The sequence below is a fragment of the Candidatus Pelagibacter sp. PS_31 genome, assembly GCF_059417865.1.
This window is the reverse complement of sequence record NZ_CM182069.1, coordinates 288,938-312,228: the sequence shown is the minus strand read 5'-3', so window position 1 is coordinate 312,228 and position 23,291 is coordinate 288,938. Positions and strand designations below refer to the sequence as shown.

22 protein-coding genes are annotated in these 23,291 nt (G+C 32.1%); 7 read left to right on the top strand and 15 right to left on the bottom strand.

The features are described 5' to 3' along the window. Position 1: 1 nt before the first annotated feature. Complete coding sequence (locus tag AC5SLN_RS01620; RefSeq protein WP_006997999.1) at positions 2-268, bottom strand: sarcosine oxidase subunit delta; 267 nt, start codon at positions 266-268, stop codon at positions 2-4. Next, positions 269-1,525, bottom strand: a complete 1,257-nt coding sequence (locus AC5SLN_RS01615) for a sarcosine oxidase subunit beta family protein (protein ID WP_011282278.1) — start codon at positions 1,523-1,525, stop codon at positions 269-271. A 126-nt stretch (positions 1,526-1,651) separates the two neighbouring features. Here AC5SLN_RS01615 and AC5SLN_RS01610 point away from each other — a divergent pair, with 126 nt between their 5' ends. Continuing rightward, entirely contained in the window at positions 1,652-3,337 is a 1,686-nt protein-coding gene (locus AC5SLN_RS01610) for a formate--tetrahydrofolate ligase (protein WP_027307074.1), read from the top strand. Between the two features lie 3 nt (positions 3,338-3,340). Here the strand turns inward: AC5SLN_RS01610 and AC5SLN_RS01605 are convergent, their stop codons facing one another. Continuing rightward, a complete protein-coding gene (locus AC5SLN_RS01605) occupies positions 3,341-4,132 on the bottom strand; it encodes a type 1 glutamine amidotransferase (RefSeq protein WP_011282280.1) in 792 nt (263 codons plus the stop codon). Further along, positions 4,129-5,295 carry an iron-containing alcohol dehydrogenase gene (locus tag AC5SLN_RS01600; protein ID WP_020169583.1) on the bottom strand — a complete coding sequence of 389 codons (1,167 nt, stop codon included), beginning with the start codon at positions 5,293-5,295 and terminating at the stop codon, positions 4,129-4,131. The genes AC5SLN_RS01605 and AC5SLN_RS01600 overlap by 4 nt, the downstream gene beginning before the upstream one ends. Positions 5,296-5,366: 71 nt before the next feature. Between AC5SLN_RS01600 and AC5SLN_RS01595 the strand changes: the two genes are divergently transcribed. Further along, positions 5,367-6,743 carry an aldehyde dehydrogenase family protein gene (locus tag AC5SLN_RS01595; protein ID WP_027307076.1) on the top strand — a complete coding sequence of 459 codons (1,377 nt, stop codon included), beginning with the start codon at positions 5,367-5,369 and terminating at the stop codon, positions 6,741-6,743. Between the two features lies 1 nt (position 6,744). After that, entirely contained in the window at positions 6,745-7,500 is a 756-nt protein-coding gene (locus AC5SLN_RS01590; protein ID WP_027307077.1) for an SDR family NAD(P)-dependent oxidoreductase, read from the top strand. Between the two features lie 47 nt (positions 7,501-7,547). Here AC5SLN_RS01590 and AC5SLN_RS01585 read toward each other — a convergent pair whose 3' ends face one another. From AC5SLN_RS01585 to AC5SLN_RS01565, 5 genes are all read right to left on the bottom strand, one after another. Then, the gene (locus AC5SLN_RS01585; RefSeq protein WP_011282284.1) at positions 7,548-8,624 is read right to left on the bottom strand and encodes a type 2 periplasmic-binding domain-containing protein; all 1,077 of its coding nucleotides are present in this window, start codon (positions 8,622-8,624) and stop codon (positions 7,548-7,550) included. Between the two features lie 137 nt (positions 8,625-8,761). Then, positions 8,762-10,093 carry a TRAP transporter large permease gene (locus tag AC5SLN_RS01580; RefSeq protein WP_011282285.1) on the bottom strand — a complete coding sequence of 444 codons (1,332 nt, stop codon included), beginning with the start codon at positions 10,091-10,093 and terminating at the stop codon, positions 8,762-8,764. Beyond that, entirely contained in the window at positions 10,093-10,602 is a 510-nt protein-coding gene (locus tag AC5SLN_RS01575) for a TRAP transporter small permease subunit (protein ID WP_011282286.1), read from the bottom strand. Before AC5SLN_RS01575 ends, AC5SLN_RS01580 begins: the two co-directional genes overlap by 1 nt. 6 nt (positions 10,603-10,608) lie before the next feature. Further along, a complete protein-coding gene (locus AC5SLN_RS01570) occupies positions 10,609-10,803 on the bottom strand; it encodes a hypothetical protein (protein ID WP_011282287.1) in 195 nt (64 codons plus the stop codon). Continuing rightward, positions 10,797-11,825, bottom strand: coding sequence for a glycerol-3-phosphate dehydrogenase (locus AC5SLN_RS01565; protein WP_006997993.1), 1,029 nt, complete (start codon positions 11,823-11,825; stop codon positions 10,797-10,799). Before AC5SLN_RS01565 ends, AC5SLN_RS01570 begins: the two co-directional genes overlap by 7 nt. A gap of 79 nt (positions 11,826-11,904) precedes the next feature. Here AC5SLN_RS01565 and AC5SLN_RS01560 point away from each other — a divergent pair, with 79 nt between their 5' ends. After that, on the top strand, positions 11,905-13,236 hold the full coding sequence (locus AC5SLN_RS01560) for a trimethylamine monooxygenase (RefSeq protein ID WP_011282288.1): 1,332 nt from the start codon (positions 11,905-11,907) through the stop codon (positions 13,234-13,236). A gap of 32 nt (positions 13,237-13,268) precedes the next feature. Here the strand turns inward: AC5SLN_RS01560 and tmoV are convergent, their stop codons facing one another. The 6 genes from tmoV to tmoX all read right to left on the bottom strand — a co-directional run bounded on the left by tmoV (position 13,269) and on the right by tmoX (position 19,016). Beyond that, positions 13,269-15,422: a trimethylamine N-oxide ABC transporter permease protein TmoV gene (gene tmoV, locus AC5SLN_RS01555; protein WP_011282289.1), complete on the bottom strand. Its 2,154-nt coding sequence runs from the start codon at positions 15,420-15,422 to the stop codon at positions 13,269-13,271. A gap of 9 nt (positions 15,423-15,431) precedes the next feature. Continuing rightward, positions 15,432-16,457, bottom strand: coding sequence for a trimethylamine N-oxide ABC transporter ATP-binding protein TmoW (tmoW, locus tag AC5SLN_RS01550; RefSeq protein WP_006997990.1), 1,026 nt, complete (start codon positions 16,455-16,457; stop codon positions 15,432-15,434). A gap of 72 nt (positions 16,458-16,529) precedes the next feature. Continuing rightward, on the bottom strand, positions 16,530-17,078 hold the full coding sequence (locus AC5SLN_RS01545; protein WP_011282290.1) for a hypothetical protein: 549 nt from the start codon (positions 17,076-17,078) through the stop codon (positions 16,530-16,532). Positions 17,079-17,089: 11 nt separating this feature from the next. Beyond that, the gene (locus AC5SLN_RS01540) at positions 17,090-17,467 is read right to left on the bottom strand and encodes an MORN repeat-containing protein (RefSeq protein ID WP_006997988.1); all 378 of its coding nucleotides are present in this window, start codon (positions 17,465-17,467) and stop codon (positions 17,090-17,092) included. A 34-nt stretch (positions 17,468-17,501) separates the two neighbouring features. Beyond that, positions 17,502-17,981, bottom strand: coding sequence for a hypothetical protein (locus AC5SLN_RS01535; RefSeq protein WP_006997987.1), 480 nt, complete (start codon positions 17,979-17,981; stop codon positions 17,502-17,504). A 90-nt stretch (positions 17,982-18,071) separates the two neighbouring features. After that, the gene (tmoX, locus tag AC5SLN_RS01530) at positions 18,072-19,016 is read right to left on the bottom strand and encodes a trimethylamine N-oxide ABC transporter substrate-binding protein TmoX (RefSeq protein WP_006997986.1); all 945 of its coding nucleotides are present in this window, start codon (positions 19,014-19,016) and stop codon (positions 18,072-18,074) included. A 115-nt stretch (positions 19,017-19,131) separates the two neighbouring features. Between tmoX and AC5SLN_RS01525 the strand changes: the two genes are divergently transcribed. From AC5SLN_RS01525 to AC5SLN_RS01515, 3 genes are all read left to right on the top strand, one after another. Continuing rightward, positions 19,132-21,459 carry a trimethylamine N-oxide demethylase gene (locus AC5SLN_RS01525; protein ID WP_011282291.1) on the top strand — a complete coding sequence of 776 codons (2,328 nt, stop codon included), beginning with the start codon at positions 19,132-19,134 and terminating at the stop codon, positions 21,457-21,459. A 3-nt stretch (positions 21,460-21,462) separates the two neighbouring features. Continuing rightward, positions 21,463-21,813 (top strand): hypothetical protein, encoded by a 351-nt coding sequence (locus AC5SLN_RS01520; protein WP_011282292.1) that lies wholly within the window; start codon positions 21,463-21,465, stop codon positions 21,811-21,813. 99 nt (positions 21,814-21,912) lie between these two features. Continuing rightward, positions 21,913-23,241 (top strand): NAD(P)/FAD-dependent oxidoreductase, encoded by a 1,329-nt coding sequence (locus AC5SLN_RS01515; RefSeq protein ID WP_011282293.1) that lies wholly within the window; start codon positions 21,913-21,915, stop codon positions 23,239-23,241. The last annotated feature ends 50 nt before the right edge of the window (positions 23,242-23,291 follow it).

Below are 23,291 nucleotides of genomic sequence, written 5' to 3'. Positions count from 1 at the left end.
ATTAAATATCTTCGCTAGCTTTAACGGTTTTAAATATTTCGTGAGTTGCAGTGTCTCTTTCTACTTTAATCCACTGTCTGCACCCTGATATATGTTGCCATAGCTCTTTGTGTTTTCCTCTTAAACTTTTTCTATTATAGACAAAATTATCCCAATCTTGATCTGAAACTTCTTTATTAAGCTCTGGTCTTTTAACGGTTGCATCACCACCATATGAAAATTCATTTTGAGATCTCATCCCACAGTGAGGACATTTAATATGAAGCATTTATGAAATCCACGTTTTAGTTCCAAGTCCTTTTTCATCTAATAAGTGACCTGTGTGAAATCTATTTAAACTATATCCAGCATTTAATTTGTGAACTCTATCTTGTGCAATTGTATGTGCAAATGTCCATCCTGATGCTGGTGTTGCTTTAAATCCACCATAACACCATCCACAATTTAAATATAATCCTTCAATATGAGTTTTATCTATTATAGGTGAACCATCCATAGACATATCCATTATCCCACCCCAAGTTCTAAGCATTTTTAGTTTGCTAAGAAAAGGCATCATCGCAATTCCTTCAGTTAAAACATGTTGAAGGGTTGGAAGGTTTCCTCTTTGCGCATAGCTATTATAGCCATCCAAATCTCCTCCCATTACCATCTCACCTTTATCCGACTGACTAATATAAAAGTGTCCTGCACCAAAAGTTACAACTTTATCTAAAACAGGTTTAACTGGTTCTGAAACACAAGCTTGTAGAAGATGTGTTTCAATTGGTACTGTCATATTTAATTTCTCTGCTAAAATATTTGTACTACCTGCAACACACAGTCCAATTTTTTTAACTTTAATATCTCCTCGTGAAGTTCTAACTCCCTGAATTTTTCCACCTACCACATCAAAACCTGTTACTTCACAATTTTGAATAATATCTACACCCATTGAATCTGCTTGACGTGCATAACCCCATGCAACAGCATCATGCCTTGCCGTTCCAGCGCTTGGTTGCATCAGTCCGCCAAATATAGGAAACCTTACATTGTCTGAAAAGTCAGCCATTGGAATAATTTCTTTTACCTCTTCTCTATTTAATAAAACTGCATCGATACCATTTAATCGCATTGAGTTTCCTCTTCTTGCGAAAACATTCATCTGGGCATCTGAGTGAGCAAGGTTAATAATTCCTCTTGGAGAAAACATTACATTGTAATTTAAATCCTGACTCATTTTTCTCCACAAATCCATTCCAAACTCACTGAACAATGCATTATCGTCATGCATGTAGTTTGATCTAATGATTGTGGTATTTCTTCCAACATTTCCGCCCCCGATCCAACCTTTTTCAATGATAGCAACGTTTGTAATATTGTGCTCTTTAGCTAAATAATAAGCAGTTGCTAGGCCGTGACCACCTCCACCAATTATAACCACATCATATTCTTTTTTAGGAGTTGGATCTTTCCAGGCCAAATCCCAATTTTGATGACCAGAGAAGGCATTTTTAATCAAATTAAATATAGAATATTTTTGCATAAAATAATTTTATACAAAGGAATATAAATAGTTCTTATTTTTTTTATATATATTTTTTAGAAGTTTCCAAAAATTTAAAATAAGATATCAATTGGGCATTAAAAATTAATTTTATAGGAGTTTAAAATGAGCGAAGTTAAGTCAGACATTCAAATAGCTAGAGAAGCTAAAATGCAACCTATAAATGATATTTTAGCCAAGATAAATGTGCCTGATGAAAGCTCAGCTTTTAGTCCAATGGGAAGACACATTGCAAAGATTAATTTAGAATATTTAGACACTTTAAAAGATAAACCAAATGGAAAACTTGTATTAGTGACGGCAATCACTCCTACACCAGCTGGTGAAGGAAAAACTACAACTTCAGTTGGTTTAAATGATGGATTAAACAAAATTGGAAAAAAATCTATTGTTTGTTTAAGAGAGCCAAGCCTTGGTCCTTCTTTTGGAATGAAAGGTGGAGCAGCTGGTGGTGGTTATGCTCAAGTAGTTCCAATGGAACAAATTAATTTACATTTTACTGGAGATTTTCATGCAATAACATCAGCTCATAATTTGTTATCAGCCTTAATTGATAATCATATCTATTGGGGAAATAAACTTGATATCGATGTTAGAAGAATTGTCTGGAAAAGAGTAATCGATATGAACGATCGTTCTTTAAGATCTATAAATATAAACTTAGGTGGAGTTGCAAATGGTTTTCCAAGAGAAGATGGTTTTGATATTACTGTTGCATCTGAAATCATGGCAATCTTTTGCTTATCAAATGATTTGGAAGATTTAGAAAAGAGAATAGGAAATATTACAATTGCTTATACTAGAGATAAAAAACCTGTTTATGCTAAAGATTTAAAAGCACAAGGTCCAATGACAGTATTATTAAAAGATGCAATTCGACCTAACGTTACTCAAACTTTAGAAAATAATCCTGCAATTATTCATGGTGGCCCTTTTGCTAACATTGCTCATGGCTGTAATTCTGTAATTGCAACAAAGACTGGACTAAAACTTGCTGACTATGTTGTGACAGAAGCAGGATTTGGTGCAGACCTTGGTGCAGAAAAATTCCTTGATATTAAATGTAGAAAATCAGATTTAAAACCTAGCTGTGTTGTAATTGTTGCAACTATTAGAGCATTAAAAATGCATGGTGGTGTAGCAAAAGATGATCTTAAAACAGAAAATGTAGAAGCCTTAAAAAAAGGTCTAGTTAACCTTCAAAGACATGTAGAAAATGTAAAAAAATTTGGTTTACCAGTTGCAGTCGCTGTTAATCATTTTATTAAAGATACAGAGAATGAAGTAAAAGCTTTGATAGAATTTTGTGACACTATTGGGGTTAAAGCAAGTCTTTGTACTCATTGGGCAAATGGTGGCGAAGGTACAAAAGAACTTGCAAGTCATGTTGCTGAATTATGTGAGAAAAATGAGGATAAATTCAAATTCTTATATGAAAGTAAAACTCCTCTTTTTAAAAAAATAGAAACAATTGCAAAAGAAATTTATAGAGCAGATGAGGTTATTGCAGATACTAAAATTAGAGATCAATTAAAAAGCTTTGAAGATGCTGGATATGGTGACTTTCCAATTTGTATTGCAAAAACCCAATACAGCTTCTCAACAGATCCAAGCTTAAAAGGTGCACCAACAGGACACTCTTTACCAATTAGGGAGATTAAACTTTCTTCTGGAGCAGAGTTTATTGTTGTTATATGTGGAGCTGTTATGACGATGCCTGGGTTACCAAGAGTTCCAGCAGCAGATTCAATTAAGCTAAATAAAGATGGTGAAATTGAAGGTCTATTTTAGAAACTAGTTACGCAGATAATTAAGCCAGTTTCTAACTTCACATGTTCTGTCATTAAAATCTAATAGTTCGTTTTGAGATTTTATGTATGAGATATGACTTTCATACTCTTCTTCATTTAAAAAATTTTTATTTACAAATAGTCGTTCTTTACGACCTTCAATAAGTTTAAGCATCTGAAAGTACTCATAATCAGGATGATACTGTAAGCCAATAATTTCAGAGTTTCCCGCTCTAAAACTAACACCCATTACATTGTTAACTTTATCACTTGATAGAAGAATAGCATTTTCCGGTAATTCACTTACTTCATCAAAATTAAATGCTGGTGATGTAAAAATTTTTTTCTTATCTTTGTAAATAAAATGCTTCTCACCTTCATTATTAATAATTACATCTGATGCAATTCCAATGTGAGCACCATTTTTACCAGGGTTTACCTTGCCTCCAGCTGCTGTAGAACAAACTTGTAATCCCCAACAAATAGCTAAAATCTTCTTTTTTTGAGTAAAACAATTTGATGCAAAATTAATATGTTTCTTAATCACATCCGTCATATCATTTATTCGCATTGCACCACCCGTAAAGACAATACCATTATATTTACTCATGTCTTTTAGAGCATTCGTAGTCTCATCATCATTACCAGGATTTATAATTTCAGTAATTGCAGATGGTTCTATTTTTAAGATTAAATTTTTTAAATTATCTGCTGCAGAAGCTCCAGCTGCTTTAATAAAAAACTCACTATCTTCTCTAATATTTCCTTCAACAATTAAAATATTTAAATCACTCATTTAAACAATTCACCCGTCATACTGTTCTGGTACATTATCCTCATATCATCCTCAGTTAATTTTTTTGGATTTCCTCCAGTAGATGGGTCTGCTAAAGCCATTTTTGATAATCTATCAATATCAAAATCTTTTTCATCAATCACTTCTGATAATTTATGAGGCATATCAAGTTTTTTTCTTAAATCTAAAACCCAGTTAACAAAACCATCAAAAGATCTGTCTTTAAGTTCTAAATAGTCACAAATTTTAATTATTTTCTTTTCAATTACATCTTTGTTAAAAGTTAACACGTAAGGCATAAATATTGCATTAGATAAACCGTGATGAATATTATTTAATGCATTGACAGGGTGACTTAGAGAATGAATTGCTCCTAGTCCTTTTTGAAATGCAGTTGAGCCCATACTAGCTGCTGTTAACATATTCATTCTTGCTTCAATATTAGATCCATTGCTAACAGCTTCTAATAGCCACTTATCAATTAATCTCATTCCTTCTAAAGCAATTCCATCTGCCATCGGATGATAGCCTGGTGCACAATAGGCTTCTAAATTATGTGCTAGTGCATCCATTCCAGTTGCTGCAGTCATTTTTGCTGGTAATCCAACTGTTAAAATTGGATCTAAAATAACTATTGATGGTAAAAATTTTGGATGAAAAATAATATTTTTCACGCCTGTTTCTTCATTTAATATTACTGATGCTCTGCCAGTTTCAGAACCAGTGCCCGCAGTAGTAGGTACTGCAATAATGGGAGCAATCTTATCAGAGTTTGCTTTAGTCCAATTATCTCCAACATCTTCGAAATCCCAAATAGGTAGATTTTGACCTGACATAAAAGCAACTGCTTTACCAACATCTAAACCACTACCACCTCCAAACGCAATAACACCATCACAATTGTTTTTTTTATAACTATCAACACCTTCATTAACATTCGTGCCAGTTGGGTTACCAACAACATTTGAATATAATGCAGCAATAATTCCACCCTCTTTTAAAATCGATAAAGTGTTTTTAACAATAACTGATTGAGCTAATCCATTATCAGTAACAAGCAGTGGCTTTTTAATGTTTAAATTTTTACATGCTGAAGCAACATCATTAATTCTATTTTCACCTACCCACATTGTAGTAGGATAATTCCAGTTGTATTTTTGCATATTATGTTTTAGTGTTTTATAAAGTTGGTTGATGTATATCACTTTCTAAAATAATTTTAACCGAAATATTTATGCAAAAAACTATTACACCTATTGATAATACCCTTTATATCGAAAGAAATTATGATGGAGCTAAAATAGAAGAAACTATTAATGGCTCAATGAAAGCTCAAAAAATGTGGGCCGATCTAGATATTAAAGAAAGAGTAAAACTATTAACAAGTTTTGTTGAAGATTTTTTATCAAGAAGCGATCTGATTTGTGAAGAACTAAGTAGACAAATTGGTAGACCTATTTCTCAAGCGGCTGGTGAATTAAAGGGCTTTAAAGAAAGAGCCGATTACATGCTATCTATTGCAGAAAAGAAATTATCAAATATTGATGTAGCAAAAGATGATAATTTTAAAAGTTATATAAAAAGAAAAGCTCTTGGTGTAGTTTTTGTAATAGCGCCATGGAACTATCCATACCTCGTTGCAGTAAACTCTATAATACCAGCTATGGCAGCAGGTAATTCTGTTATATTAAAACATTCTGCTCAAACCCCTTTATGTTCTGAGCAACTTTACCAATCAGCTAAAAAAATTCTGCCTAAGGATATTTTTAATTATTTACATTTAAACCATGAAGATAGTTTAAAAATTGTTTCTGATAAGCGAATTAATTTTGTCTCATTCACTGGATCAGTAAAAGCAGGTTACGATGTTCAAAGAGCAACTCAGAATAAATTTATTGATATGACTTTAGAATTGGGTGGTAAAGATCCAGCTTATGCCAGATATGATTGTGACTTAGAAAAAACAGTTGAAAATTTGGTTGATGGATCTTTTTTTAACTCAGGTCAATCATGTTGTGGAATAGAAAGAATTTATGTTGATGAAAAAATTTATAATAATTTTTTAGAATTGTTTGTTTCAAAAACTTATAATTACAAACTTGGAAATCCATTAGAAAAAGAAACCAACTTAGGTCCTGTGGTTAAACTATCAGCTGCTGATTTTATTTTACAACAAATAAACTCTGCAATTGATAAAGGTGCAAAAAAAATGATTGATGAAAGTAAATTTAACTTTTCAAAAGAACATAAAAATTATTTAATTCCTCAGGTTTTAACAAACGTGAACCATGATATGGCTTTTATGACTGAAGAAACTTTTGGACCCTGTGTTGGGATTATGAAGGTTAAAGATGATAATGAAGCAATTAAATTAATGAATGATAGTCCTTATGGATTAACAGCTTCAGTTTGGACAAAAGATCTTGATGTTGCTCAAAAAATTGGCAATCAAATTAATACAGGCACGTTTTATATGAATAGATGTGATTATCTAGATCCTGCATTATCATGGACTGGTGTTAATGAAACCGGAAAAGGTTGTTCGCTATCTGAGGTAGCTTATGAAAAATTAACTTCACCAAAAAGCTTTCACTTAAGAAAAGAACAATAAAATGAAATTAAATTTTAAAGGTAAAACTGCTGTAATCACTGGTGCAAGTGGTGGTATGGGTTTAGAGATGTCAAAAAAACTATCTCAAAACAATATTTCAGTTTTAATGTTAGATTTAAAAAGTCCTAGTAAAGAATTTTTAGATAATAATAAAAAATGTGAATTTAAAAAAGTTGATGTAACTAATTTTAATAAATTGAAAGTATATATCGATAATTTTTATAAAAAACACAAAAGATTGGACTACCTAGTTAATACAACTGGTGTTCTTTGGTTTGATAAAGATGTATCAGCGGTAAATATAGATTTTAATGTATGGGATAAAGTTTTTGAAATAAATTTAAAATCTATGATGTATCTTTCAAAAATTATTGTACCTAAAATGATTAAAAATAAATTTGGTTCAATGGTGCATATATCTTCCATTGATGCATTATCTGGTGATGACAAACCTCAAGACGCTTATGGTGCTTCAAAAGCAGCAATGATTAGACTTTCAAAGTCCTTTGCCATTCAATTTGCATCTAACAAAATTAGATCAAATATAATCTTACCTGGGCCAATAGATACGGGTATGCAGATTAGATGGAAAAAAAATCCTAATACAAAGAAAAATTTAGAAAAATTTATTCCTTTAAATAAAGTAGGTAAACCCGAAGATATTTCAAATGCTTCTTTATTCTTATTAAGTGATCAAGCAGATTATATTACTGGAACTGAATTGATTGTTGATGGGGGTCTTACGGCTAATCCGTAGTTATTAACTTTAGGCGCCTCTTTCTTGAGGCGCCTAAAAAATATTTATTATCTATAAGGGTATCCAGCTTTTTCCATTGTGTTTGCATATAACTTAAATGCATCCACAACTTTTTTAGCTCTTGGACTAATACTTGAAGTCTCATCCCAGAATGCTTTAGAGTCGTTTACGACTTTAGCCCATTCATTATCAGGAAGACTTGTTAGTTCCATTTTTTTCCCATTAACACGAAGATCAGCTTCTCCACCCCAATACCAAACTTGTCTATAATAATGAGAGTCATTAATAGACATTCTGTAAAGTGCTTGAAGTTTTGGACTTAATTTGTCCCAAGCTTTTTGATTAGCAAAGTAAGATCCAAACCATGCTCCTGTAACGGAGTTAGTTAATGCATACTTGCAGATATCAGCCCAACCCACTTCATATGCCTCAGTAAACCCGCACCAAGCAACACCATCTAGTTCTCCGGTTTGCATAGCAACTTCCACATCATCCCAAGGAACCGTAACTGGTATTAGACCGTATTGCGCCAAGAATTTTCCAGCAGTAGGAACACCAAAAACTCTTAGGCCCTTCATATCTGCTAAAGAAGTAACTTTTTTGTTTACAGTGAAAAGATGACATGGATCCCAAGCACTTGTGCTCAACCATTTAACACCTTCAACCTCACTATAAGCTTCATCCCAAATTTCATTTAAACCATAATATTTAAATAAAGCTGGAACGTCTAAGCTGTATCTAGTTGCAAATGGAAAGTATCCACCAAACACTGAGATATCAACTGGTGATCCCATTGTAGCATCATCACTTTGTACGGCATCTAGAGTTCCTGCTTGCATGGCTCTGAATAGTTCATCGGTAGGAACTAATTGATCCGCATAATACAGTTCAATTTCCATTTCACCATAAGCAGCTTTATTAAATGCTTCAATTTGTGGTTTGATAACATGTGCACCAAGCGGAGCCCCTGAATATGTTTGAAGCCTCCATTTAATTGGGTTTGATGCAGAATAAGCGTAAGGTGCTTTAACAACACTTGCTCCTGCTACACCAAAAGTTAACAAGCCAGCTTTCTTAATAAACGATCGCCTCTTACTTGTTATTATTTTTTTTTCTTTTTTCATTAACTCTCCCTATTAGTTAAAAAGTATTCTTAAACCCTATTATAAAAAAAATTATGATTAAACCAAAAAATGAAATATTTTATTCAACTAAATAATAATTTTTTCAACTTTAAAACCTAAAGTTGTATTATTATTTTTTATAAGTACTTATTTGGAAGATAAGTTGCAATTTGAGGAAAAACCATAACCAAAATCAATGCTAAGAGCATCACTAAGAGAAACGGTGTAATAGATTTATAAATATCAGATAAAGTTATTTCTTTTGGTGCCATTGCTCTCATAAGAAATAAATTATAACCAAACGGAGGGGTCATATATGCAATCTGACATGTAATTGTGTAAAGAACGCCGTACCAGATTGGATCGAATCCCAATGAGATAATTAGAGGTACATAAAGTGGCGCCACTATAACTAACATCGCCGTATCATCTAAAAACATTCCCATAAATATATAGGAAAGTTGCATCATAATTAAAACTCCCCAAGGAGTTAAGTGCCATCTTTCTATAAATAAAGTTTCAATTGCACGCGCAGCACCAAGTCCATCAAATACCGCTCCAAAACATAGTGCAGCTAATATTATCCACATAAACATGCAAGAAACACCAAGAGTTTTTCTAAGTGTTGTATCAAGAACTTTTCGAGTAAATCTTTTTTTGTAAATGGATGCTAAAGTTGCAAGTAAAGCACCTACAGCAGAACACTCAACTAAACTTGCTATACCCATTAAGAATAATCCAGTCATGGACATAAATATTACAAATGGAATTATTCCAGCTGTTAAAAGTTTTAGTTTTTCTTTAAGTGGAATATTTCTTTCTTTTTCACTTAATACAGGACCTAATTCAGGTTGAAGACGACATCTTACATAAATATAAATTATAAATAAGGTAGCCATTAAAAGACCTGGTAAAAGTCCTGCAAGCCAAAGTTTACTTACTGGTTGACGTGCGATCATACCATAAAGAACCATCACAACACTTGGAGGTATTAAAATTCCTAACGAACTTCCTGCTTGAACGACACCAGTAATCATTCTTTTATCATAATTACGTTTTAACATTTCAGGGAGAGCAATGGTTGCTCCAATCGCCATACCAGCAACACTTAATCCATTCATAGCTGAAATTCCAACCATCATGAACATTGTACCAATTGCTAAGCCTCCTTTTATTCCACCAAAAAATACATGGAACATTTTATATAAATCGCTAGCAATACCTGACTCTGAAATCATAAAACCCATGTAAATAAAAAGTGGAAGCGTAAGCATTGGATACCACTTAAAAAGTTTCCATGTAGCCGTATATGGCATTTCAATAGCTCCATTTCCCCAAACTAATAATGCTGAAATAACAGCCACAAATCCAATTGCACCAAACACTCTTTGACCAGTAAACATCATTGCCAACATCGTTATGAACATGAACAATGCAATAAATTCATAACTTAGATATTGAGCGAGCATTATATTTTAATACCTTTAATTTTTGCGATATCTTTAATTAACATTGAAAAAGCTTGTAATAACATCAAGAGTATACCCAGTAACATCAAAGATTTTATGGGCCAAAGATAAGGCGCCCAAGCAGTAAAAAGTTTTTGTTTGTATTCCAATGTATATTGTAAACTTGAAATAGAGCCATAAAGAAGAACTACCAAGAAAAAAATCAAGAAAATACTTGTAAAAACATCCATTTTAGCTTTACCTTTTGCAGATAGTTTCCCATAGAATAAATCCATTCTAACATGATCATCAGTAATCATCGAGTAGCCACCCCCAAGTAAATAATACGCTGTAAGAGTAAATTGAGCCATCTCTATAATCCACATTAAAGGATAGTTAATAATGTTTCTCGTAACGAAAGATAATATTAAAAGAAACATCATAAAAAAAACACCGTACATTACAAATCTGCCAACTTTGACACAAATGTTGTCTATTATATTTACATAAATTGAAAATATTTTTGGCATAAATTTCTAATTTTTATTTTTTTTAATTTCTTCTTCACAAAATTTTTTAGCTTCCGCAAGATCAGTAATTTTAGATTTAGATAGTTTTTGGCTTCCAGCTAAACAGGCATCTACTGCTCTTTTAAGATTATGGTCGCTAAAATTTAAAATAACCACCATTCCAAGTATTATAAAAACAAATATTAATATATTTTTTACCATTGAATTTCTAATTTCTTATTATCGCATATAGTATTTAACATACTAAACATTAATGGAAAATGTTTAGAATTAAGATCTTGTAAAATTTTAGGACCAATTTCCAATGCAAGTTGTGCACCTTCAACTGTAATATTTTTCATAAATTTTTCTTTAGCTTCTTTATAAAGGTATCCTTCACCTAAATATTTTCCCATCAAGCTATTTCTTCCTCCTATTGCACTAACATACAAATCACCTAAACCAGCTAGGCCATAAACAGTTTCAGGTCTTCCTCCATAGAAAGAAACAAACTCAACCATTTCAGATATTGATCTATGAATTAATGAGGCTGATGTATTTAAATAATATTTAGATTGAATTTCTTTAGGTGCTTTTGAATTACTTAACCCTTCTGAGGCTCCAATTAACATAGAATAAATATTTTTAATTGCACCTGATAATTCAATGCCAGTTAAGTCATCTGATACTTCTGTTGAATAGTAATCTGTTGATATAATTTTTTTTAATTTTTCAGTTTCTTTGATATCTGGGTTTGCAATAACTGTGCCTGTCCTCATTTTATATGCAAGACCTGCTGCCAAACAGGGTCCTTTAATCGCTGAAATATTTACTTGTGTATGACCTTCATCTTTGAGAAGTTTTTTAATTTTATCTGAAAGTGTTATTAATTCATTACCCTCAATAGCCAGGCCTTTGGTTAATAAAATAATGGGAAGATTTTTTTTGTAGCTCTTTGTAATTTGCTTAACAAACCATTCAATTCCTACCGAGCTAACTCCAGCAACCATGATGTCTACTCCCTCTTCAAGTATTGATTGTAATTTTTCAAATTTTTCTACCTTCAATTTTGATGGTAATTCAATATTTAAAGCTGGATGAAGATTGTTATTAGATTTAATATTATTTATTAAATCATCTTCTAAATGCGTACCAACGAGTGTTACCTCATTTTGGTTTTCAAGACATGGTACAGCAAAAGCTGATCCCATTGCTCCAGCACCAATAATAATAATTTTTTTCATAATTTAGTATTTTTTTATATTAATTTTTAGCATTTTGTTGGTAAAGTACAGTTATAAATTTATAGAGAGAGATGATATTATGACAAAAGTAGCTATTATTGGTGCTGGCCCTTGTGGTTTGTCCGCTTTAAGATCCTTTGAACAAGCAGAAAAAAATGGTGAAAAAATACCTGAAATAGTTTGTTTTGATAAGCAAGAAGATTGGGGAGGATTATGGAATTACAGTTGGAGAACTGGATCTGATCAATACGGTGACCCTGTACCTAATAGTATGTATCGATATCTTTGGTCAAACGGCCCTAAAGAATGTTTAGAATTTGCTGACTACTCATTTGATGAACACTTTGGAAAACCAATTCCTTCTTTTCCACCTAGAGCAGTTTTATATGATTATATTTTAGGTAGAGTTAAAAAGGGAAATATAAAATCTAAAATAAAATTTAACACCTCTGTTACTAATGTTTCTTATGTAAACAGTAACTTTGAGGTTACTTATCGAGATAAAAAAAATGACAAAATTTCGAAAGATATTTTTGATTACGTAATTGTATCTACTGGTCATTTTTCGGTTCCATTCATCCCAGAATATCCTGGAATGAAATCATTTCCTGGAAGAATAATGCATTCTCATGATTTTAGAGATGCAGAAGAATTTCGAGGCAAGAATGTTGTTGTTTTAGGAAGTAGTTATTCTGCTGAAGATGTTGCTCTTCAGTGTCATAAGTATGGGGCAAAAAGTGTTACTATTGGTTATAGACACAATCCAATGGGATTTAAATGGCCCAAAGGTATGAAAGAAGTTTTTCATCTAGATAGACTTGAGGGGAATAAGGCAATATTTAAAGATGGCCACGTGCAAGAAGCAGATGCTGTAATTTTATGTACTGGATATCTTCATCATTTCCCTTTTATATCTGAAGATCTTAAATTAAAAACTGGCAATAGATTGTATCCTCCGATGCTATACAAAGGTGTAGTTTGGCAAAATAATCACAAATTAATGTATTTAGGTATGCAAGATCAATTTCATACTTTTAATATGTTTGATTGTCAGGCTTGGTTTGCAAGGGATGTTATAATGGGAAAAATTAAAGTTCCAAATGACTCTGAAATTGAAAAAGATATTAATAAATGGGTATCAATGGAAGAAAAATTGGAAAATCCTGAACAAATGATAGATTTTCAAACTGAGTACACCAAAGAACTTCATGATTTATCTGATTATCCTAAAATTAATTTTGAATTAATTAGAAAAACTTTTAAAGAATGGGAACATCATAAAGTGGAAAATATAATGACTTATAGAAATAAATCATTTGCTTCACCAGTGACAGGCTCTGTTGGACCAATTCACCATACACCATGGGAAGAAGCTATGGACGACTCTTTAAAAACATTTTTAAATAAATAAAAGATTTATTATCTAGTTTAAGAGAATATTAGCTATCCTATACCAAGGTGTTTTTTTCTTTTCCCAACCCACGTTCTGATTAAATGGTCAAATATTAGGCCAATAAAAGCAACACAAAGTCCCAATGTCAATCCTATACCTGCACCCTTTTTATCAGATAGAGCTTTTAGAATGTACTGTCCTAAATCTTCTGTTCCAATAAAAGCCCCAATAATTACCATGAACAAAGCAAATACAATTGTTTGATTTAAACCAAGCATCATGTGAGGAAAAGCTAAAGGGAATTCAATTTTTAATAACCTTTGTACTTTATTTACACCTGACATTGTGGCAGCGTCATGTAAAGCTTCTGGAACACTTCTTAAACCTTCAATAGTATACCTTGTTGCAGGTATAGTTGCATAAACTATTACAGCAATTAATACTGAAGTATCTGTAACTCCAAAAAGCATCATCACAGGAATCAAGTATACAAACGAAGGGAAGGTTTGAAAGATATCACAAACGCCCAGCATAAAATTTGCAGTATGCTTGTTTTGAAATGATATAATTCCAACTGTAAATCCAATTATAGTGGATATAAAAACTCCAAAAGTTGCCATGTACAATGTAACTAAAGCTCTATCCCACCAAGGACTCAATGCAATAAATAAAGTTAATCCGCCCACTACAAGAGCTGAACGAATTCCTCCAATTATATAACCCGCTCCAATGACTAAAACTAAAGTAGCAACTGCTGGCATTCTTAAATATAAAGCTCTCATGGGTTGCAACACATCTACTATCAACCAAGTATTAAAAATCTTTAAAGTATGAAAGAAAGTATCCCAAATCCAATCCACACCTTTATTCCAAAAATCTGCTGTTGATATTCCTTTATTGTGAGGAACTTCAAATAAATAATTAGACCCATCTTTAAAATAAAATGACCCCAGATATGAAAAAATAATTCCTAGAATTACAGCAGCTGCAAAAAATAATATATTTTTATTACGCTGAAAATAAGTCAAGTTACCAAAATAATCTATTTGCTTATTTGCCCAAGCTAAGGACATCTTATCCAAAAGTATTGCAATCAAACTAATACATAAACCAGCCTCTAATGCTAATCCAATATTTAGCTGGTTTAATGCTAATAATAAATTAAACCCTAAACCTTTTGCTCCTATAAAAGCTGAAATAACTGCCATAGAAAAACACACCATTATGACCTGGTTAACTCCAATTAAAATATCTCTTCTAGCAGTAGGAATTAATACTTTAGTCATCAGTTGCCAATTATTACACCCACTCATTCTACCAGCCTCAATAACCTCAGAGGGTATTCCTCTTAGACCTAACAAGGTTAATAATATCATTGGTGGAACCGCTACAACCATAGTTATAATAACTGCAGCATGATCACCAATGCCAAAAAGAACAATTGCAGGAACTAATACTGCGTATTGAGGCATAGTTTGCATAACCAAAAGTATTGGATATAAGAATTTTTCTACACGTTTGCTTTTAAATGCCATAACTCCAAAAGTTAAACCAAAAAGAAAAGAAAGTGGTGCTGCTACTAATATAAAAGAAAGAGTTTGCATCGAAGGTTTCCATTGACCAAAAACAGAAATATAAATCATGACTAAACCTGCAAATAAAGCTAAGCCTTTACCGCTTAATTTATATCCAAGTATTACCGCACCTGCTGTAACGATTGTCCAAGGTAATCCTGGCAGTTCTGCCCATGGATTTGCATCTATCCAATCCCAACTACTAAATGAAACAATTGTTTCAACACCTCCTAATAAAATTTCTCTTATTAACTCTATAAGAAACGTCATAAATGAAGTTAAATTTCTTGTAATTTGTAAAAGTAGAGGTTGAGTTCTGAACTCTTGAATGTCTTCATTCCAAAACTCCATTGGCATCCATTCATTCATTAAAAAAAATAAAGAATCGTTTATCCAAATAGGCAACCATCCAAGTAAAGGTGGTAGTCTCCAAAAAACATCAAACGCATAATATCTCACCTCAGCACCAAATAATGTGTAAGTACTTTGATTAGGGTCTTTAATGAATTCGGCTTGGCCTCTTATAAAATTATAAGTTTCAGGAACTTCTATTGCAAAACATAAGCTAAAAAATACAATTAACAAAAATAACCATTGAAAAAATTTTGGATATTTTTTTAATAATTCCATATTTTGCCTTTATTTTTTCTCCCTTGAAAAAACAGTATGAATTATTTTTGAGGGGTGAACGCTTCCAACAATTTTATTATTTTCATCTGTAACAGCTACAGATTTTTCTTGAGTTAAAATTTTTTCAGCCACATTTTCAATTATTTCATTTTTCGAAACTTTGAAATCACTTAAATTTTCAGTTTCTGGTTTTTCCATTAGATCTGCTATTTTTAGAACCTTTCCCCTAGGTACTTCTTCGGTAAATTTTCTTACATATTCAGTTGCTGGATTTAAGACAATGTTGGCGGGTGTATCCAATTGCTCAATAACTCCATCCTTCATAATTGCAATACGGTCAGCAAGTCTTAATGCCTCATCAAAATCATGAGTAATAAACATAATTGTTTTTTGTAACTTTTCTTGAAGTCTTAAAAATTCATCCTGCATTTCTTTTCTAATTAATGGATCTAATGCAGAAAATGGTTCATCTAAAAACCAAATATCGGGCTCAACCGCTAATGATCGAGCAATACCTACTCTTTGTTGTTGTCCACCAGAAAGTTCTCTTGGAAAGTAGTTTTCTCTTCCATCAAGACCTACAAGTTTAACCATTTCCATTGCTTTATTGATGCTATCTTGAGTTTTAATCCCTTTGATTTGAAGTGGAAAAGCAATATTTTCAACAACTGTTTTATGAGGCAGTAAAGCAAAACTTTGAAAAACCATTCCCATCTTATTTCTTCTAAGTTCAATTAATTCTTTATTATTTAGTGTAAGTAAATCTTGACCGTCTATATAAATTTTTCCGCTTGTTGCATCTGTTAATCTAGAAATACATCTTAGTAATGTTGATTTTCCTGAACCAGATAGCCCCATCACAACTAACATTTCACCTTTTACAACTTCAAAAGAGGCATTATTTACACCAACTATACACCCATTATCTTGAAATGTTTTTGCATCCACATTTCCATTTGCTTCATGAAGCATCTTCTTGGCATTAGAGCCAAAAATTTTGTAAACTGATTCACATTTAATTACAGGATCGCTCATAATGTATTAATAAGTTATACGAAATAGAAATAAAATACACTGTATATTATTTTTATTTATTGTTTTTCCTCCTTAAAAATTTTTAATAAAATAAACTCTTGTATCAATACCAGTACTTAAAAAACTTAAAGCTTCACCAGTAACAGTAATTGTTTCATCTATCCCAATGTTATTTCCACTTACCGTATAACCTGTAATACATTTGTTTTTGTCTTTGTCCCATTTAACAAATGTTTCATCAATTAGATTTCCATTCTTAGTATAAATTTCATGTGCCTTAAAATTTAAAAAATTTGCACCCATAATTGCACGTTGTGGAATAAGTTTTGTTGCATTACAAACTGCCTCATACAATTCATCTGTTAATTTAAAATGATTCGTTCCATCAAAAGTTACTAAAATACCTGATGGAAGACTTGATGTCAGTTCACTTAGTTTTCTTTCTTTTGCAATTCTTTCTTCTTCTATTTTCATCTTTTTAACTAATTCATCTCCTTGACCAAAAAAGATATTTAGAGTTACAAAAAATAAAATTACAACAACGGTAACTGAAATAAGACCAACAAATTGATTAAGTGCATGAGGTAAGTTTCTTAATTTATCTAAATATTTTTTTTCCATTATTATTTTAATTATTCTTGTAACTTCCCATTTTTCCAAATTCCTATTTTTTCCTTTCCATCGGACCAGGTAAATTTTCCTTCACCATTCATGAAGCCATTAGTCCATTCCCCATCATAAGTTGAGCCATCAGGAAAAGTTAAAATACCTTGACCACTCCATTCGCTATTTTTAAATTCACCTTTATAAATATAGCCATTTGGCCAAGTTTCAGTTCCATTACCCTCTTTTTGCGTCTGAACCCACTCTCCTTCATAGGTGGTTTTATCTGTGTACACCCATTTTCCAAAGCCGTTTTCACAGTTTCCCTCTTTACATCCGGTACTTCGGGCTAGGGCTATAGATGTGGTTAAAAAACTTAAAATAATACAAATAAGATATTTTTTCATTATTATATTTTACACAAAATTAGATAAAAAAAAATCAGACTTTTTTCTCATTTTTTTTACATGAATAAAAAGAAATATCTTTTTCAGAGTTTTCACTTTTCATGTCTCTTGTAATTTCATGAATTAATTCACCAGATTTTCTATTTATAATTCCTGATTCAGAGTAGTTTTTTTCTTCATCAATAGCTTTAAATAAAACTACGTCTTTGTTTACTATTCTAACTGTTAGTTTTTCTTTTTTTGAAAGAAATGAAGATAATCCATTTATTAAAAGTGTTTTTGGTTGTTTTGCATTGATTTCAAATTTATCTAAATCTTTATCCTCTAAATCCTTAGCTAAAAAAGTTTGATAATTATATTCTGCATTCTTAACTATTTTTTTTTCTAATTCACATACAAAGCTAAGACTAATATTTTCCTCTATATTCACATCTTGTGCTAAAGAAAAATTAAAAACAAATAAACTTATGGAAATGTAAAAAAAATATTTCATAACTTGTATAATTTTTTTCATTAATAATATGAATGTTTCTTGAAAAATTACCTATAAAAAAATCCCCCCCAATAAATATTGGGGGAGATCTTAAATTATTTGTTTATATCCTTATTTAGTAAAAGGAGTCCAAACTGACTTATTATCTGCAAGCCACTTTTTAGCTGCATCTTCGTGAGTCATTTTGTCAACGTCAACTAAAGCAGCCATTGCACCAATGTGACTTGTAGAGAATGACATCTTTTTAAACGTTGCAGCCGCAGCTGGATGAGTTTTTGGAAAGTCTGCATTTACAGCTTTTTTCAAGTAACCATCAGGCGAACCACATTTACCGTCACCACCATCTTCTGGTCTACAACCAGCAGTATATGGAGGGAAGTCTATAAATGTAAAACCAGCACCATCTGTAAAGTTTGGTGTCCAGTTGAATATTATAGTTCCTCTTCCTTCTTTTTCAGCAGCTACTAATTCTGCCCAAAGTGCATCTGCACTTCCAGCAAATTTAACTGTCCAAAGATCTCCTAAGCCTAAAGCATCAACCCTTTGAGGTATCAAATCTCCATGCCAAGTTTGAGGTCCTTCTAACATTCTTCCTTTTCCACCTGAGTCAGGTGTTGTAAAGTTTTTAGCACAAGCTGGATTTTTTAAAGCAGTCCAATCTGGTAGACCTGGACATAATCCTTTTTCAGCAACCCAGTTTGGATATCCCATATCTTCAAGCGTTCGAGCTTCATGATCTCCCCAATCAACTAAACCACCTTTATCAAGCGCTGTAGTAAATGATTTACCAAAAGCAGATTCCCAAACTTCATGAGATAAACTTACATCACCTAGACGAATTGACTCATACACAGCTTGTGAATCAGTATTTACGTATTTTACGTTATTTCCCATACTTTCGAAAATTCCACCAATAACGTGAGCCATTACAATTTGGCTTGACCAGTTATGAGTTGGAATTACGATGGGCTTTTTACTGTCTGCTGCGTTAGAAATTCCAGCGAAACTTACTACTGAAATTACTAGGGCAGACATTAATGATACTATTTTTTTCATTATTCTCTCTCCCTTAATATTAAGTTATAAAAGTATGTTCTCATTTATTAAATTTATAGTCAATCCCTTATGAATATATTATGCTTAAGGTAATTTATCAAAATTTACACTGGCAATGCTACATACTAGTAAAGATATACGAAGTCCTGGTTTAAGAACGTTACCACCTGGAGTTGAAAGATATTTTGTAAGAGGTGGAGGTTTATCAATTATAGAAGTTTTACCAGAAGATAAAATAGAAATAATAAATGAAGAAGGAAAACAAATTTGTGAAATAATTGTTTTTAATTCAAAAGGTAAATCTGATTTATCTATTTTAAATTTAAAAGAAAATTCTAACGCAGATTTTTCAAAAAAAACTATCTCAAACGATGAAAAAATTTCAAAAATTTTAAAGAAAAAAAACTTAAATTTAAGTAATGCTAAAGCATCTATCATTTTTAACGATGATTGCTTGATGGGTGAAAAAATAACACTAACCTCAAAAGATAAATGCATTGTAATGATTGCTGCACCTGGTGATGCAATGAATGTTCATGAACAAAATCCTCCAACAGATTTAACGATTTATTTAAATAAAGCTAAATTTATTGAAACTGATGAACAATTTATCTTACCAGATCCACTTAGTGATCCAATTATAGAACAACTTGTAAAAAGAAGAACTGCTGAAACCTACAGTGTTAAAGCTGGTGAATATATTCAAATAATTGATCCAGGTGGAAGACAGTGTTCTGATTTTTTAGCTTTTGATACACAAAAATTAAATGACGGTATTGAAAGCATTATTGATGATAAAACAACACGAACCTTTATGGGTGGTGCCTACCCTGGGCCAGGATTATTTTCAAAGTTTTATGACGGCGATCATGAAGCTATGATTGAAGTTGTGAGAGATACCGTTGGAAGACATGATACTTTCAATCTTGCTTGCACATCAAAATACTATGAAGACATGGGATATATGGGGCACATAAATTGTACAGATAATTTTAATAATAGGCTGGATAAATATGACATCAATTCTCGAAAAAGCTGGTCTGCAATAAATCTTTTTTTCAATACTGCTATTGACGCTAATAATGTTGCATCTTTTGATGAGCCTTGGTCAAGACCAGGGGATTATGTTTTGTTTAGGGCTTTAAAAGATTTAACTTGTATATCCTCTGCTTGCCCATGTGATGTAGATGCTGCAAATGGCTGGAATCCAACTGATATTTTTGTTAGGACTTATTCAAAGGAAAAAAAATATTCAAAAGCAATAGCATTTAGAATGAAAACAGACTCAGAGCCTAAATTAACACAAGAGACAGGGTTTCATAAAAAAACTTCTGAGCTAACAAGAAATTTTGTTGAGTATAAAGGTTTTTGGCTTGCTAATAATTTTACAAATTCAGGAACAATAAAAGAGTATACGGCTTGTAGAGAAAGTGCGATTGCAACAGACTTATCACCTCTTAGAAAGTTTGAAATTCTTGGACCTGATGCAGAAAATTTAATGCAATACACACTTACTAGAAATGTTAAAAAACTATCTATCGGACAAGTTGTTTATACAGCTATGTGTTATGAAAATGGCTGTATGCTAGATGACGGTACTTTATTTAAATTAGGACAAGATAATTTTAGATGGATCGGTGGAGATGAATACAGTGGTGAATGGTTAAAAGAACAAGCTAAGAAGAAAAATTACAAAGTTTGGATAAAATCTGCAACAGATCATATTCATAACATTGCCGTTCAAGGTCCAAATAGTAGAAAAATTTTAGAAAAGTTTGTATGGACGGCGCCAATCCAACCATCAATCACTGAACTTGAATGGTTCAGATTTAATATTGCAAGAATAGATCATGAAACAGGTACGCCAATTGTTATTTCAAGAACAGGTTACACGGGTGAACTTGGTTATGAAATATGGTGTCATCCAAAAGATGCTGCAGAAGTTTGGGATAAAGTTTGGGAAGCTGGTAAAGAGTTTGATATTACCCCATTAGGTTTAGAAGCTTTAGACATGGTTCGTATAGAAGCTGGCCTTATTTTTTATGGTTATGAGTTTGACGATCAAACAGATCCATTTGAAGCTGGAATTGGTTTTACAGTTCCACTTAAAACTAAGGAAGATGATTTTATAGGTAAAGAAGAATTAATTAAAAGAAAAGCAAATCCACAAAAAAAATTAGTTGGTCTGGAATTAGTAGGTCATGAACCGGCATTACATGGAGATTGTGTTCATGTAGGTCGTGGTCAAGTAGGTGTAATAACAAGTGGAATGCTATCCCCTAAACTTGGAAAAAATATTGCGCTTTGTAGAATAGATGTAAAATATTCTGAGATTGGAACTGAAGTTGAAATTGGTAAACTTGATGGTCATCAAAAAAGAATTGGAGCGAAAGTTGTACCTTTTCCTTTCTACGATCCAACAAAATCAAGAGTTAGAGCGTAATAAATGCCTAATAACAGTAAAGATCTTTTAAGTTTTTGGGAAGACCAAATGAAGCAATCCCATACTTCAAGCAACTATTTTTTTAGAAAATCCCCTTCTCATTATCATATGATGCTACTTGTAATGTCAGCTTACAAACATAATGAAAAGTTATCTGTTGAAGGGCTAAAGACAAAACTATTCAAAACTTCTAGACCAAAATCTGCATTGATTATTAATGAAGCTTGTGAAAAAGGATTCTTTCGTCTTGAAAAGACTTCAACTGACCAGCGAATAAAAAACATAGTGCCTAGTGAGACTTTTATTAATGAGTTTAAAGAATATTTAAATACACTGCAAAAGTTAAGTTATTAGTCACTTTTTAAAAAAATCTATAATATATAATTTATATATATAATTTATAGATCTATAAAAAATTGTATTTTTTTTTATCCAAAAAAATATTGTTTTGCTATGTCAACTTTACCAAAAAAAGCAAAAGTCGTAATTATAGGTGGTGGGATTCATGGCTTAAGTACAGCATGGAAACTTTCTGAAACTTATAAAAACGAAAATGACATAGTTGTTCTAGAAAAAAAAGATATCGCAGCAGGTGCAAGTGGAATTGCTTGTGGTGTTGTTAGAAATAATTATTTTCAGCCCGCTATGAGAGAATTAATGGCTCACTCAGTATCGGTTTGGGAAAGTGATCCCAAAGCATTTAAATATAACTCTGTCGGTTATTTGCAAATTTCACCGGAAGTTATGCACGAAGATGTTGCTTCAATAGCTAAACAACAAAAAGCAATAGGATATGATTCAGAATTTATAGAAGGTGAAGCAGACTGCATGAAGTATATGAAAAATATGTTTGGTGACTGGCAAGCTCAAGGGATAACTTCAGTTCTTCATGAAAAAAAAGGTGGTTATGCATTTAATAAAGATTCTATAAAAGCGCTTGAAGAAAAATCAACATCAAATGGGGTCAAGGTTGTTAAAGGGGTAACTGTTACAGGTTTTAAAAGAGGTAGTAACAGTAAAGCTGTTACAGGTGTTGAAACAGACAAAGGTATTATTGAGTGCGATCAAGTTGTTGTTGGTGCTGGTCCTTGGGTGAGAGATTTTTGGAATATGCTAGAGCTACCAAAAACTGCAAAAATTAAAGATAAAGATGGTAAATTTCATGAAACTGAAATGTGGAAATACTGGATGCTACAGGAAGGTGTAATTGGTGTTGATGAGGATTTTTTAAAAATGGATAATGGTGGTCAACCACCTGTAATTCATGTCGATTCTACGGCTCCTTTATATTCTGATAAAACAAAAAAATTAATTACTGATAAAATTTGGGGAATTTATTATAAACCTGATATCGAAGGTTTGGGAGTACAAGGTGGAACGTCACCCTACATAGTTGATAAACATTTTGATAAAGTTAATGTTGACCCCTATGGAATTGAGTCTCCTGAATTTCAAACTACAGAAGAGTTTAATGATATGTGGTGCTCAGCTTTAGCTCATTGTCAAAAAAGATTTGAAGGAAAATCTGATCTTTATAGAAAAGGCCCTTCAGGTGGACTTGGTTGCATGACCCCTGACTCATTTCCAATTTTTGATAAATTTTTAGAAAATGTTTACATGATTGCTGATGCTAACCACGGTTACAAAATGATCGGTGTTGGTGAACTTGTTGCAAAAGAAATTCTTGGAACTGAAAGTGATTTATTAAAACCGTTTAGATTCAACCGTTACGAGAAAGGTGAACTTCACCCAACTTCTAACAGTCCGTTCCCTTGGAGTTAAACTTCAAGCCTAGACACTAATAAATTTTTCAGTTACGGTTCGTTAAATAA

Coding starts and splice junctions, on each gene's coding strand:
- AC5SLN_RS01620 (WP_006997999.1), bottom strand. CDS start 268: ATGCTTCATATTAAATGTCCTCACTGTGGGATGAGATCTCAAAATGAA.
- AC5SLN_RS01615 (WP_011282278.1), bottom strand. CDS start 1,525: ATGCAAAAATATTCTATATTTAATTTGATTAAAAATGCCTTCTCTGGT.
- AC5SLN_RS01610 (WP_027307074.1), top strand. CDS start 1,652: ATGAGCGAAGTTAAGTCAGACATTCAAATAGCTAGAGAAGCTAAAATG.
- AC5SLN_RS01605 (WP_011282280.1), bottom strand. CDS start 4,132: ATGAGTGATTTAAATATTTTAATTGTTGAAGGAAATATTAGAGAAGAT.
- AC5SLN_RS01600 (WP_020169583.1), bottom strand. CDS start 5,295: ATGCAAAAATACAACTGGAATTATCCTACTACAATGTGGGTAGGTGAA.
- AC5SLN_RS01595 (WP_027307076.1), top strand. CDS start 5,367: ATGCAAAAAACTATTACACCTATTGATAATACCCTTTATATCGAAAGA.
- AC5SLN_RS01590 (WP_027307077.1), top strand. CDS start 6,745: ATGAAATTAAATTTTAAAGGTAAAACTGCTGTAATCACTGGTGCAAGT.
- AC5SLN_RS01585 (WP_011282284.1), bottom strand. CDS start 8,624: ATGAAAAAAGAAAAAAAAATAATAACAAGTAAGAGGCGATCGTTTATT.
- AC5SLN_RS01580 (WP_011282285.1), bottom strand. CDS start 10,093: ATGCTCGCTCAATATCTAAGTTATGAATTTATTGCATTGTTCATGTTC.
- AC5SLN_RS01575 (WP_011282286.1), bottom strand. CDS start 10,602: ATGCCAAAAATATTTTCAATTTATGTAAATATAATAGACAACATTTGT.
- AC5SLN_RS01570 (WP_011282287.1), bottom strand. CDS start 10,803: ATGGTAAAAAATATATTAATATTTGTTTTTATAATACTTGGAATGGTG.
- AC5SLN_RS01565 (WP_006997993.1), bottom strand. CDS start 11,825: ATGAAAAAAATTATTATTATTGGTGCTGGAGCAATGGGATCAGCTTTT.
- AC5SLN_RS01560 (WP_011282288.1), top strand. CDS start 11,905: ATGACAAAAGTAGCTATTATTGGTGCTGGCCCTTGTGGTTTGTCCGCT.
- tmoV (WP_011282289.1), bottom strand. CDS start 15,422: ATGGAATTATTAAAAAAATATCCAAAATTTTTTCAATGGTTATTTTTG.
- tmoW (WP_006997990.1), bottom strand. CDS start 16,457: ATGAGCGATCCTGTAATTAAATGTGAATCAGTTTACAAAATTTTTGGC.
- AC5SLN_RS01545 (WP_011282290.1), bottom strand. CDS start 17,078: ATGGAAAAAAAATATTTAGATAAATTAAGAAACTTACCTCATGCACTT.
- AC5SLN_RS01540 (WP_006997988.1), bottom strand. CDS start 17,467: ATGAAAAAATATCTTATTTGTATTATTTTAAGTTTTTTAACCACATCT.
- AC5SLN_RS01535 (WP_006997987.1), bottom strand. CDS start 17,981: ATGAAAAAAATTATACAAGTTATGAAATATTTTTTTTACATTTCCATA.
- tmoX (WP_006997986.1), bottom strand. CDS start 19,016: ATGAAAAAAATAGTATCATTAATGTCTGCCCTAGTAATTTCAGTAGTA.
- AC5SLN_RS01525 (WP_011282291.1), top strand. CDS start 19,132: ATGCTACATACTAGTAAAGATATACGAAGTCCTGGTTTAAGAACGTTA.
- AC5SLN_RS01520 (WP_011282292.1), top strand. CDS start 21,463: ATGCCTAATAACAGTAAAGATCTTTTAAGTTTTTGGGAAGACCAAATG.
- AC5SLN_RS01515 (WP_011282293.1), top strand. CDS start 21,913: ATGTCAACTTTACCAAAAAAAGCAAAAGTCGTAATTATAGGTGGTGGG.